Below are 12,158 nucleotides of genomic sequence, written 5' to 3' on the forward strand. Positions count from 1 at the left end.
AGTCCGGTTTTTCCAACAAAAAAACAGCTGGGAGATGTGTAATCTCCCGCTGTTCCTTAGTGTGTTTATTGTTCTGTAAGAGCCTCTTCAAGGGTCTTCCAGCGGTGACGGTACTTTTCAAGTCTGGGATGCGGATGGGCTGGCGCGGCTGTTAATAGCAGCCGAAGCTTGACAATCCATTCCTCGAAAGAGGAATAGCCTGCAATCTGGTTAGCTGTCTCGGGTGTAATATACAGAAAGAAAGGCGCGGCATATTTTTCGGTTAAATGCCGGAGAGCTGCCTCGACAGGTGTATACTTCTTCCGCTTCCCTTCCAATGTCTCGAGTACGACGCCCTGTCTGCCGGAAGAGCTCTTCCAATCTATCAGCTGCTTCTCCCGTTTATGATAGGGGGCCACAGGTTCTTTGCTCATTCTTCGCACAGTTTCTTCATGCAAGGGGTACAGCACCAGCTTGACGAAGTTCAATTTCACGGAAACGTCTGCTGCAAGATCAAGCTCCTGCTCGGAAACGTGTTCAAAAGTATCATAGTAGATCAGAGTGCCTTTTCTCGTCTCCACCGGCGGCTCATACCCAAAAGGTACAGAGATGTTGTTCCTGCTCATATTGACCACCGCCCTTATCGATTAGTTGTCTGCTTCGTTATAATGCTCCCTGCAAAAGGCCTCAACCTCGGCAAGCTCATCGTCTTCCAGGTCAAAATCCAGATACTTATCCGTTACCCGTTCATGAATATGGTACTTGACGATCCCCTGTGTACTCTCTTCAACGCCATAAATCACTCTCAAATATATCCCATGCTCAGAGTAGAGCTCATCGTCCTCATCCACCTGGATATCCATGATAAATTCATAACGTTTCCCTGGCAGAATCCCAAAAGGGTCTTTAACTTGTTCCACACTGTACTCTGTGATATTATCCATGTTCTACATCCTTTCCAATCCACGGCTGATCTATTACCATAAGAGGATATCCATCATCCCCGCTTCAGGTAAAATTCATAGTCTATGTTATTATACCAGGCTTCCGGGCGCAAAGCTCAGGGTGTCCTGGATATTCGGAATTGTAAAAAGGCCTGAGCGGACACCGTCCACTCAGGCCTATGATGAATCAAGTTATAAAGACCTTGACGGCCATTACAGTTATTCGCCAACCTGCTTCTTAAGATAACGATCCAATTCCTTAGTCCACAGTTCATCCGATTTCTTAAGCATTTCCAGCACATGTCCGATGGAAGCCAGCAGCTTGCTGTTCTTCGTTCCCTGCTTCACAGCCGCTTCATAGGCTTTGCGGATCTCAGGCTTCAATGTAGTGTATTCGTTCTTGCTGTTCTCCTTATACACAGGAGTATTGCTTGAACCGTAGAAGATATTAAACTTTATTCCGTTATAAGCGAGGGCAACAGCTTTAGCCCTGTTCGAGCCTGGATACTTGCTCACAAAGCTCTCCATAGCCAGCCCACGCTTGATCAGCTCACTCCAACTAATGACAACCGCCGCATCCGACAACGCCGGTTTGTTCGTCTCTTCAGCCATAATGTCAATATAAGCGGCAATATCCTTGGTTACATGCCGCCCGAATTGCTTGAACCCGGCATAATCCATCGTCAGGAAATACATGCCTTCACCCGTGCCCACCTTATATCCCTTGTCCCGGGCTTCCGCAAGCAGCTTGCGTGTCTTGGAATCCTTAATTTGTCCAAGGAGCGCCGTGTAGCTCAGGTCCTTCTTCTTCCGGTAAGCGGAATCCAGCACTTTCTGCACATTTGAAGGATAGAATTTCTCACTTACTGACTCCAGCTGGGCTTTCTGGGCATTCTCCAGATGAAGCACCATAGTGGTCGCCCGTGCAGGACTAACCTTGCCGATATTTTTGATCAAATACTGTCTTGCCTGGGCAAGCTTGGATGATTTCTTAACATAAGATTCAAAAGTCTGGTATACATCGGTCGGCGAAACCCTTACCGCGGTCTTTGAGCCAGCTGCGGATGCCGGGTTTACCGAAACCAGGGAAGCCCCGGCTGCTCCAACCGTAACCGCTGCGGACAAGCCTACAGCGAGACAAGCTTTGGTTATCGAACTAACATGTTTATTACTCATTCTCTCTCTCCTCCTGAAGCTCCAAATTAATCCTAACTGTCAGACGCATTCTGGAGCAAAAGGTTTCAATTATTCGGGCAAGTTTCGGGCCCGATTGTTGGATTGCTTAAAATGAAAAAGGAGGGCACAGCCCCCTCTCACTTTAGTATCACTCTTTAATCACTTATCTGAAGCCTTCCTTCAGCCAGGCCCCTGCCAAAGTGATGGCGCCTTTGGCCGCCTCCGTCTCCGCCAAGGCATGAAGCATAACGAAGTCATGGATGATGCCTTGGAATCTGACCGCGGTGACTTTCACGCCGGCTTCTCTGAGCTTGGCGGCATAGGCTTCTCCTTCATCTCTAAGCACATCCGCTTCTCCCGTAATGATCAGAGCCCTAGGAAGCCCCTTCAACTGCTCCGTGGTAGCTTGCAGCGGGGAGGCCGTAATCTCCTTTCTCTGCTCTTGGTCCGGAATATATTGATCCCAGAACCATTGCATTCCGTCTCTTCTAAGGAAATACCCCTCAGCGAACTGATGATACGAATCCGTATCAAAGGAAGCATCCGTCACCGGATAAAAGAGCAGCTGCTGCTTGATGGATGGCCCTTTCCGCTCCTTGGCCATTAGGGTAATGGCCGCTGTCATATTGCCGCCGACACTGTCGCCAGCCACCGTAAGTGTATCCGGATCAAGCCCGTGCTCCCGTCCTTCAGCCGCCACCCACTCTACTGCCGCGTAAATCTCCTCGATTGCCGTTGGGTATTTGGCTTCCGGTGACAAGCTGTACTCCGGGAACACGATGGCCGCCCCGGCTTCGACCGCCAACCGGCGGATCAGCAGATCATGGGTGTGGGCATTGCCGAACACCCATCCCGCGCCATGGATGTAGACAATTACTGGAAGATTGTCAGGCGCATCAATAGGCCGGACGATCCGAAGGGAGAGCTTGCCTCCAGGTCCTGCTTGAATCTCCAGATCCTCCACCTTGACCGGGGGCTTCTCAATTTCCGCGGACTGTACCTGATTCACCTGCTCCCTTCCTTTCTCGGGACCCAGATCGAACAGGAAGGGCGGATTCGCGGTATCCTTCACAAATTTCTCTGCTGCCGGCTCCAGCTTTACTTTATTGTTCATATTGGTTACCTCATTTCTTATGATAGTTAGCTGAATTCAGACTCTTCCTTAAACTCCCTTGGTACTCTCAAGCTTATACAGCATCTACTTTTTATTAAACGAATTAAAGTGCCTATAATCTCAATCCTTCAGTCACCAAACTTACGCAATCTCCCATCAACGCGGAGGAGCTTTGGCAAATGAAGGGTTAGCTTGGCTTGTCACTGCCCTAATTTCGCGAACAGAAAGAACCCGGCAGCAGCCTTGCCGCCGGGTCCTTTGAGATTAACATACCTAATTTTATTTAGGCTCATCTGATTACAGATGAAGCCCGGTCTCCAGGCTGGTCAGGGCCTCATCCAGCAGCTGGGCAAAGCTCGTCTCCGGCTCCTCGGCGTACTGCATCATCGCCGAAATATTGACGCCAACGATCGCACCAGCCATCGTTCTAACCGCAAAATCATCCTCGCTTCGTCCAGAACGCTTCGCCAATAAACCCGAGACCAGCTCCATAGTCTGGGTCATATTCCCAATCAAAGCTGCCCGAAGCTCAGGTATGCCCATAATCAGCTGATTACGCTCCCTGATTGCGGCAAGCTCCTCCTCAGAGAATCGGGATACAGCGCCGCACATGGCATTCTTTATGGCCTGAAGGGGACTGTACTCTTCAGGCTGGGCTTCAAAGGAAGTGACGAGCAGCGGATCGTAGTTGTCGCGGACTACCACTTCCTCCTTGGTCGCGAAGTAACGGAAGAACGTACTAGGCGAAATTTCAGCCGCCTCCGCGATCTGTTCAACCGTAGTTTCATTGTATCCCTGCTCACGAAACAAACGGAGCGCGTGCTTCTGAATCGAGGCCATCGTTTTAGCCTTTTTTCGTTCCCGAAGCCCCATAACCTGTTGATTACCTGAAGTCAATCTGGCTCACTCCCCAAGATTAATATGTACCTAATAACTTTTGATAGTTTATGTTATTTTATATTAAGTGTCAATTTGACCCCTAATGAAAAGCCGCTCCTCCATAGGAACGGCCAGATATTATGAGCTTACAATTGTGGTTCGGAGATTATTCAGGCTATCAAGATCCGGCTCCCCTGTACTTCTTAACCCCGTAATTCCAAGCAGTCAGTCCAATAGCCAGAAATATGGCGCCCATGACAGGAGTTATATACGCCATCCGCTGCATCTCTTCCCGCTGCAAGAACAAAGACGCCGGGTAGATGCCCACAAAGGCAAACGGCATAATCCAGGTCAGCAGAACCTGAATCGCCCGGTTGTAAATCGTGACCGGGTAGCGCCCATAGCCCTGGATATTGTACATCAGAGGCAGAATCCCCGTTGGCGCATCCGAATAAAAGGACAGCGAAGTTAGCGTCGTGTAAATCCCAGTATAGATCGCCACCGCGCTTAAGGTCAGGATGATCATAGCTGGAATCGTCCACCACTCTAGGCCAAGACCGAGATTAGTGCCGCTGATGAGCATAATGATGATGCCAATGACCGATCCAACCAGAGCTGGCGGGTCCACATTTTCGAGGAAAATCTGAAACAGATTGTGAGCCGGACGGGTCATGATCCGGTCCATCTCCCCTTTTACAATATACCGCTCACTGAATCCCCACAGGTTAATGAAACAGCTGAAAACTCCGTAGGGAACCATAAAGAACCCGTACACAAAAACCACTTCGTTCTCGCTCCAGCCCCCCAGGCTCTTCGTATGCATAAAGATGACAAAAATAAAGATCAGATTGGTCGCCTGGAACAGCAGATCCGATATAACCTCCACCCAGAAGTCAGCACGGTAGGTTAGCCGTGATTTCATATAGTTCTTCAAATACTCTCCGATCAGGCCTAAATAGTACATCGCGTTATTAACCTCCTTGAACGAACAAGCGCTGCCGGGCAAGCTTGTACAGCCAGATCATCGGAATCAGCAGCAGCACAAACCAGATGAGCTGTATCCCCAGCACATTCCAGATGCCCACGCCTTGAATGCGGCCGGTGAACACCGAGCCAGGCAGATAGGTAATCGCTTGGAAGGGCAGAAATTCAAGCACTTTGGCAAGCCAGCCTGGGAACAGGCTGATCGGCACGATGAGGCCGGAGAACAAATCCACGATGACCCTCTTCATCCGCATCATCCCTTCGTTGTTCTCCACGAAAAAGGCCATAATTCCCGTAATGATATTAAGCTGGGAGTTAATCAGAAAGCTCAGGAACAGCATAGTCAGGAATCCTGCCCATGAAGACAGGGCCGTCGGCAGCTCAATCGGATACAGCAGCAGGGCGACGGCCATCCCCGGGATCATCAGCAGGAAGAACCGGAATATGCCTTCCCCGAGTCCCTGCATCATTTTGACCAGCATATAGTTGTACGGCCGGATGAATTGGATCGCAATGCTTCCGTCACGGATATCCGCAGAGATCTCCCGATCCAGGTTGTTGAAGTAAAAGGCTCGGGCCATCCAGGATACCGCAATATAGGTGGTCATCTGCACTGCGTTGAACCCGCCGAGCTCCCCGCCGCTTCCATAAATCGCTTTCCAGGTGAAATAATACACCCCAATGTTCAATGTATAGATCAGAATGCCCGAGTAATAATTAACGCGGTATGCGAGCATCGTCAGAAACCGGATGCGGATGAAGTCAAAATAAGCGCTGAACTGGAGTCTAGACATGGGCCACCTGATCTTTGGCCGAACCAGCTGAGTCCGCTTCGCTCTTCTCCGCAGATCCCGACTGGTAAATGCTGCGGACAATGTCGTCCGTATTCGTCTCAATGATCTTAATATCCGTAATGTCGGCTTGTCCCACCACTCGGCCAAGCACATCCGACACGTTAATTTCCAGAGGAATCCATACCTTTGCATTCAGGTCATTCTCTGCCGACCATTTGACCGGCATGTCCCCGGTCCATGATTCCAGCAGCGTCTTCTTCGTGCTGCGCCCGAACTGGAACAGCACCTCTCGTCCTGTTCCCCACCGGGTCTTTAGCTCTTCCAACCCGCCGTCATAAATAATGCTTCCATCATCCAGCATGATAACCCGGGAGCAGAGCGCCTCAATATCCTGTAAATCATGCGTAGTCAGCAGAATTGTTGTACCGTGCTCCCGGTTCATGTCCTTCAGGAAATCCCGGATTTCGGATTTCACAACAATATCCAAGCCAATCGTAGGCTCGTCCAGAAAGACGATAGATGGATTGTGCAGCAGCGCCGCCACCAGCTCGCAGCGCATCCGCTGCCCCAGGCTGAGCTTGCGCACAGGGCGGCTGAGCAGATCCTGAAGCTGAAGGCGTTCAACCAGCTCGTCCAGCCGTTTTTTATATTCCTGCTCGGGGACCTGATATACTTTGCGAAGCAGCTGGAAGGATTCAATGACACCGATATCCCACCATAGCTGACTCCGCTGACCGAATACCACTCCGATATTACGCACGAATTTCTCCCGCTCCAAATACGGCACATAACCGCCGACGGAGATTTGTCCTGAAGTAGGAACCAGAATTCCGGTCAGCATCTTGATCGTAGTGGATTTGCCTGCCCCATTCTCACCGATATATCCACAAATCTCCCCTTGGGGAATTTGAAAAGAGATATCTTTAACCGCAGCCACTTCCTGATATTCACGCTTGAATAAATCCCGAAATGCCCCTTTGAGGCCCTGGCGGCTGCGCTGTACTTTAAAAGTTTTCCTTAAATCCTCAACTTCGATAGCCAACATAGTTCGTCACCCGCTCTCTATAGATGTTCCAGTATGAAATTATAGTGCAATCCCGGGAAAATCACCACACCCTATGCACGGAGAGTTCCCACGCCTTTCACTTCATTCAAGCTATCATCCTGATCTTGGTTTCTGGCACTGCATTAGCTGTCGACAAGATATATATGTTCATATACAAAAACAGAGTATGCGCCCAGGGCTGCATACTCTGTCTTCAGTAACGTTTAAAGCTTAACGCTCATCATGCCAAAAATTATGAGGTGTCATATCAGAAGTAATCAGCTCAAAGCTGTAGCCTTCTTTCTTCAGAGCCGCCAATATGCTTGGAAGCACTTTTAGCGTATCCACTTGATCATGCATCAAAATAATCGGTGCGGCGCCTTTCTGATGCTGTGCGTGAACCTGCTTCATGACCCCGTTATAGATCGCTTTGCTGTTGCTCTTGTACTTCCAGTCCAAGGAATCCACATTCCAATCCCAGATATGATAGCCCTTGGAGACCAGCTTATCCCGGAACGACTGGGTCAAATAAGGCTTGCTGCCGTAAGGTGAACGGACCAGGCTGGTCTTCACCTGGGCTGCCTTGTACAGATGAGCATTATCATCCTCCATCTCCTGGAGTGCGGAAGCCGGAGACTTGTAGAATTTGTTCTTCACATGAGTCATTCCGTGCAGACCAACCTGATGACCTTCCTGAACAAGACGTTTTACCGCAGCCGAATAAGTATCCATATGATTGCCTAACATGAAAAAGGTGGCTTTGGCATCGTATTTGTTCAGTATGTCCAAAAGCTGTCCGGTATGTGCCGTAGGCCCGTCGTCAAAGGTAAGGTACACGGGTTGTTTGGCTGTTTGTTTGACCGGCTTCTTTACCTGACCGTTCTTAGAACTGTCAACCGGCTTGCTCTGCTTCCCCTTGTTGGCCTGCTGGGCAGCACGGTCCTTCTCCGCCTTGATTTCCTTCTCTGTTTGCGTATTCTTGGCTTTATTCAGAGCCACTGCCTCATCAAACTTCGCTGTGAATTCCTGATCACTCAACAAGGCCTGGGAACCAACCAGTCTAAGCAGTCTAATTCCCGGCTGATAGGAGACTATGTATCCGAAATCTCTGGCAATTAAAGCAACCGGGACCAGAGTCTTACCCTGACTTACAGGAATTTTAACCGCCTGCACCGTGCCATCTGCTTTCACTGCCTTACTTTCCGCCGGCTTCAACAGGAGCGTGTTGCTATTGGAATCGGTCAGGAGAATCTCCTCCGATGTTCCTGATACCTTCAGGCCAAGAGCCGAAGCCAGGTCTCTGACCGGTGTATAGTAGGTCCCCTCTTTCATCTCGGGCTGAAACGGCGCGAGGTCATCGTTAATTCCGAGCACCGCGGTATAACTTCCTGCCGCCGCAGCAGTCTGGGCAAAAACAAGACAAAAGACGAGCGCACACCATGCTGTAATTTTTTTGTACATAAAACCTGATTCCTCCGATTCATCTCTCTATTAAACTACCATTATAATTTATACCATTTAAGCCAAAATTGGTAGTGAGAGAGGAACCAATATACACGGCAGCCTCTGGGTCTTCGCTTCATAGGAATTCAACTTCATCAATCTTCTTGGATACTTATTATGCTTTCTACAATTCAACAATCGGCGGAACCTCTTAGGGACCAGTCTTGATTCTGACCTCTTCCCTCAATAGGGTGCTGATACCATGAGCTTACCTGGTCAACCTCTTGTGGAACGTTAAAATTAAAGAGACTGTGGAAGCCCATCTTCCCCAGTCTCTTATCCATGAAATTCAGTTGTCCCTGCCTCGACTAGGACTGATCCAACCCCTGTCTTCCAGGCTGCTCTGCTATCCGGGTTTGCTCCTGCTTTGCAAACCAGGCTTCGATTCTCTTCATAACGACAAGCGATAAAACTACAAACAAAACAATATACAGCAGCTCCACCGGATGTTCCATATAATTTGCGATATCCGCTCCAATCCAGGATACGGCAAAAGTCATAATTCCCTTGCCAACAAGCACAGCCAGCAGGAAAGGACGCAGCTTCATTCCGGACAATGCGGCGGCAATATTGATGACCACAAAGGGCCCTACCGGAAATAAACTCAGCAGAAACACATAGCTGAACCCGTTGTACTGGATCCACTTGCGGGCTTTGGCCACCTTGGGCTTGTTCGCCAGCCTCTCAAGCCAAGGGTGGCTCCCGATTCGTCTTACAATGAGATACGTAAGAAGACAACCGGCAACCATACCGATCCAGGAATAGATGAACCCCTGCCACATTCCGTAAACGGCGGCATTTACCCCCACAATTACAAGCGTAGGTAGGGGCGGGACAAATGATTTCAAGAAGGGCAGCAGAATTCCCGGCAGTGGGCCTAAGCTTCTGAACCGTTCAATCCAGCCTGTCAGATTCTCTTCTGTCATATATGATAATAGTTCTGATGTATCCATAGGGCGTCAAGCGTCCTCCTCATTCCGTAGCCTTCCTTGCAAGCATACCGTAAATGAAGCCTCATTGTCATGAATTCACCGAATTTGACACAAGGTTGCCTAAACTCCGTTTATTTCTGGTATATTAATCTTATTAATTATCAACCGGTCAATAAGTCTTAGACTGATGTCCTCTTCAGTCTCCAATGACATACAGCAAACTGAAAATGGCAAATGGAGGAACCTTTGTGCAATTCATACCTAATACCGTCGCTGAAGTCCGAGGCTGGTCTCGTAATATTCGGTTGTTTTTTCTTGCGAATATATTTTATCAGATCGGCAGCGGGCTGTTCTCCTTGTTATATAACCTGTACATCCAGGGCCTGGGGTACGGGGATACGATGAACGGGAGAGTGGTCAGCGTCCAATCCTTGGCCACGGCTCTGATGTTCGTCCCTATCGGGCTGATCGGGGACCGGTCGAGCCGCAAGCGGCTCTTGATTATTGGAAGCCTGTTCAGCGGCATCCTGTTCCTCGGCCGCTCTTTCCTAGGATCTGAGAGCAGCCTGATCACTTTGTCCGTAGCCGTCGGCTTGTTTGCTTCCATCTTTCAGGTGCTGGCCATTCCTTTTCTCGCGGAGAACATCAGCAAAGCCCAGCGTCTGCGCATGTTCAGCTTCTTCTCATCGGTAGTGCTCGCATCCCAGGTATTTGGCAGCATGGGCGGCGGCTTTCTGGCCGACCTGTTTCAAGCCATGGGCACGACAAGACTCGTGAGTCTCCGGATCGTGCTGCTTATCGGCAGCCTCACTACATTTGCCGCTGTCATTCCCCTGTTGTTCATCACGGAATCACCACGGGGAGCAAGCCCGGATGCCTCGGCAGCTTCCAAGAGCCCAGATGCAGCACGAGCCGGAAATGATGATCGGTCTCCGCTGAAAGAGGGAATCGGGACCCATGGCCGCACCAAGGACTTCAAATTCATTTCCCAGTTCATCATTGCCCAGCTGCTCATTGGACTCGGATCGGGCCTCGTCGTTCCTTATCTTAATTTATACTTCACCAACCGCTTCTCCGTCTCCCTCAGCGCGATGAGTATCCTGATCTCCCTGGGTCAGGTAATGACCATCGTATCCATGCTGATTGGACCCTCACTCGCCGCCCGGGTGGGGCCTGTGAAGGCCGTGGTGATCTTTCAGCTGCTATCCCTGCCGTTCCTGATGCTGACCGGCTTCACCAATCTGCTAGCAGTGGCTTCCATCAGCTTTCTGTTCAGACAGGCGCTAATGAATGCGGCCAATCCAATCCAATCCTCGATTATGATCGATAGGGTCTCAGACCGACGCAGAGGCGTGGCCAATTCGTTGATGCAGACGGCGTTTATGCTGGGGTGGGCAACCATGGGACCGGTTCAATCCTATTTTGTGACTACGTATGGAACCTATTGGGGATATGCCTACACATTCAGCATAACTGGAGGGTTATATATCATCGCTTCCTTAATGTATTTCTTCATGTTCCGGGAACGGTCGGCACGTCCTGTCAAAGCGGCAGCTTGATTTCATTCTCACAAACGAAATCATAGAAGCATCCTCAGTATTTGCCTTCTCATCAATCCATAACAAGCACAAAACAAAAGGGTGTCTTCCGCTGGCTGGCGGTTGACACCCTTTTATGATTCACATCCAAATACGGATCGCCTAACGGGTTAACTGCTTCGCTCTTCGTTTACCGGTAGCGTTAACCAGAATGATACTTCCCACAATCATAATAAACCCGGCAATCAGATTCATGGTAAGGGACTCATTCATAAATAATACACTGCAGATGATCGAAATCACCGGAATTAAAAATGTGTAGGACCCTACTGTACTGGCTTCGCCCGATCCAACCAGCTTGAAAAAGATCAGCCATCCGATGGCGATCACAAAAACCGAGATGAACAAGATATCACTGATGAAAGAGGTATTCCACTGAATATCAGACCATTTCTCGGTGATTAAGCCATAACCGAGCAGCACAATGCCGCCGATCAGAATCTGAAGCGTTGTAATCCAGATCACGTCCACCTTGTCTGTAATCCTCTTCATGTATACTGTTCCCAAGGTCCAGCTTACCGCACTTGCAAGCGCAAGGCTTACACCCACAGGAGACAAGCTTCCTGTCAATCCTCCCCCGCCGATTACGGCTACACCAAGGAAACCAAGAACGAGACCCGCAATCTTGAGGCCATACATCCTCTCGCCAAGCCACAGCCAGGCGCAGATTCCCAGCAGCACCGGCTGAAGGAAAACAATCGCTGAGAACAGACCCGCTGGAAGATAATTAAGCCCGACGGTCTGAAGACCGTAATAAAGCACGATGTTGAACAAGGATGAGATTAAATAGAGCGGCCAGGTCTCCCTGAACCGGAGCTTCTTGAACCTCGGAATCGCAACTATAAGCAGCAGCACTCCTGCGATAATTAAACGCAGCCCGGCAAACAGGAGGGGTGGTGAGTACAATAAGGCATGCTTGGACAGCGGCCAGTTGATCCCCCACACCAGAACCAGAAATGCTAAAAGCAGCGCTGTTCGTGAGCGCGATAACATAACTAACATCACTCCTCATCTTGCAGCAGGTGGATACCTCACCCCGCTGCACCCTATCCAATGTAAATCTCTCTGTATTGGTCTCGCATATTATATCCCTTCCGCCTATCCCTATGTCAATACATATATATTCTTCCCGGAGTTGTCGGCTGATGAAAATTGGCTTACACTAAATAAATAGCCTTGTACCGTCATCAGAATTAAGGAGAACTTCCCT

Annotated in this window: 12 protein-coding genes; 1 reads left to right on the plus strand and 11 read right to left on the minus strand. The window is 49.6% G+C overall.

Going from position 1 to position 12,158, the window contains the following annotated elements; all coding sequences use genetic code 11:
• Positions 1-65: 65 nt before the first annotated feature.
• The 10 genes from BN6628_RS15120 to BN6628_RS15165 all read right to left on the minus strand — a co-directional run bounded on the left by BN6628_RS15120 (position 66) and on the right by BN6628_RS15165 (position 9,371).
• Entirely contained in the window at positions 66-605 is a 540-nt protein-coding gene (locus BN6628_RS15120) for a hypothetical protein (RefSeq protein ID WP_068618798.1), read from the minus strand.
• Between the two features lie 21 nt (positions 606-626).
• Complete coding sequence (locus tag BN6628_RS15125) at positions 627-923, minus strand: DUF6509 family protein (protein WP_068618799.1); 297 nt, start codon at positions 921-923, stop codon at positions 627-629.
• Between the two features lie 219 nt (positions 924-1,142).
• On the minus strand, positions 1,143-2,099 hold the full coding sequence (locus tag BN6628_RS15130) for a hypothetical protein (protein WP_068618801.1): 957 nt from the start codon (positions 2,097-2,099) through the stop codon (positions 1,143-1,145).
• Between the two features lie 163 nt (positions 2,100-2,262).
• Complete coding sequence (locus BN6628_RS15135) at positions 2,263-3,213, minus strand: alpha/beta hydrolase (RefSeq protein ID WP_068618803.1); 951 nt, start codon at positions 3,211-3,213, stop codon at positions 2,263-2,265.
• Between the two features lie 297 nt (positions 3,214-3,510).
• Positions 3,511-4,110: an acyl-CoA-like ligand-binding transcription factor gene (locus BN6628_RS15140; protein ID WP_235847652.1), complete on the minus strand. Its 600-nt coding sequence runs from the start codon at positions 4,108-4,110 to the stop codon at positions 3,511-3,513.
• 160 nt (positions 4,111-4,270) lie between these two features.
• Positions 4,271-5,056, minus strand: coding sequence for an ABC transporter permease (locus BN6628_RS15145; protein ID WP_068618805.1), 786 nt, complete (start codon positions 5,054-5,056; stop codon positions 4,271-4,273).
• Between the two features lie 7 nt (positions 5,057-5,063).
• Complete coding sequence (locus BN6628_RS15150; protein WP_068618807.1) at positions 5,064-5,870, minus strand: ABC transporter permease; 807 nt, start codon at positions 5,868-5,870, stop codon at positions 5,064-5,066.
• The gene (locus BN6628_RS15155) at positions 5,863-6,915 is read right to left on the minus strand and encodes an ABC transporter ATP-binding protein (RefSeq protein ID WP_068618809.1); all 1,053 of its coding nucleotides are present in this window, start codon (positions 6,913-6,915) and stop codon (positions 5,863-5,865) included. The genes BN6628_RS15150 and BN6628_RS15155 overlap by 8 nt, the downstream gene beginning before the upstream one ends.
• Before the next feature lie 231 nt (positions 6,916-7,146).
• On the minus strand, positions 7,147-8,376 hold the full coding sequence (locus tag BN6628_RS15160; protein WP_068618811.1) for a polysaccharide deacetylase family protein: 1,230 nt from the start codon (positions 8,374-8,376) through the stop codon (positions 7,147-7,149).
• Between the two features lie 350 nt (positions 8,377-8,726).
• A complete protein-coding gene (locus tag BN6628_RS15165; protein WP_068618813.1) occupies positions 8,727-9,371 on the minus strand; it encodes a TVP38/TMEM64 family protein in 645 nt (214 codons plus the stop codon).
• Positions 9,372-9,598: 227 nt separating this feature from the next.
• Between BN6628_RS15165 and BN6628_RS15170 the strand changes: the two genes are divergently transcribed.
• Positions 9,599-10,909, plus strand: coding sequence for an MFS transporter (locus tag BN6628_RS15170; protein ID WP_068618815.1), 1,311 nt, complete (start codon positions 9,599-9,601; stop codon positions 10,907-10,909).
• 141 nt (positions 10,910-11,050) lie between these two features.
• On the opposite strand, the gene BN6628_RS15175 is transcribed toward BN6628_RS15170, so the two are convergent.
• Complete coding sequence (locus BN6628_RS15175) at positions 11,051-11,941, minus strand: DMT family transporter (RefSeq protein ID WP_392397641.1); 891 nt, start codon at positions 11,939-11,941, stop codon at positions 11,051-11,053.
• Positions 11,942-12,158: the final 217 nt, after the last annotated feature.

The organism is Paenibacillus tuaregi (assembly GCF_900086655.1).
Classification (GTDB): Bacteria; Bacillota; Bacilli; order Paenibacillales; family Paenibacillaceae; genus Fontibacillus; species Fontibacillus tuaregi.

Excerpts from the sequence above, each read along its gene's own strand:
- BN6628_RS15120 (WP_068618798.1), bottom strand. The coding sequence starts at position 605 with ATGAGCAGGAACAACATCTCTGTACCTTTTGGGTATGAGCCGCCGGTG.
- BN6628_RS15125 (WP_068618799.1), bottom strand. The coding sequence starts at position 923 with ATGGATAATATCACAGAGTACAGTGTGGAACAAGTTAAAGACCCTTTT.
- BN6628_RS15130 (WP_068618801.1), bottom strand. The coding sequence starts at position 2,099 with ATGAGTAATAAACATGTTAGTTCGATAACCAAAGCTTGTCTCGCTGTA.
- BN6628_RS15135 (WP_068618803.1), bottom strand. The coding sequence starts at position 3,213 with ATGAACAATAAAGTAAAGCTGGAGCCGGCAGCAGAGAAATTTGTGAAG.
- BN6628_RS15145 (WP_068618805.1), bottom strand. The coding sequence starts at position 5,056 with ATGTACTATTTAGGCCTGATCGGAGAGTATTTGAAGAACTATATGAAA.
- BN6628_RS15150 (WP_068618807.1), bottom strand. The coding sequence starts at position 5,870 with ATGTCTAGACTCCAGTTCAGCGCTTATTTTGACTTCATCCGCATCCGG.
- BN6628_RS15155 (WP_068618809.1), bottom strand. The coding sequence starts at position 6,915 with ATGTTGGCTATCGAAGTTGAGGATTTAAGGAAAACTTTTAAAGTACAG.
- BN6628_RS15160 (WP_068618811.1), bottom strand. The coding sequence starts at position 8,376 with ATGTACAAAAAAATTACAGCATGGTGTGCGCTCGTCTTTTGTCTTGTT.
- BN6628_RS15165 (WP_068618813.1), bottom strand. The coding sequence starts at position 9,371 with ATGGATACATCAGAACTATTATCATATATGACAGAAGAGAATCTGACA.
- BN6628_RS15175 (WP_392397641.1), bottom strand. The coding sequence starts at position 11,941 with ATGTTATCGCGCTCACGAACAGCGCTGCTTTTAGCATTTCTGGTTCTG.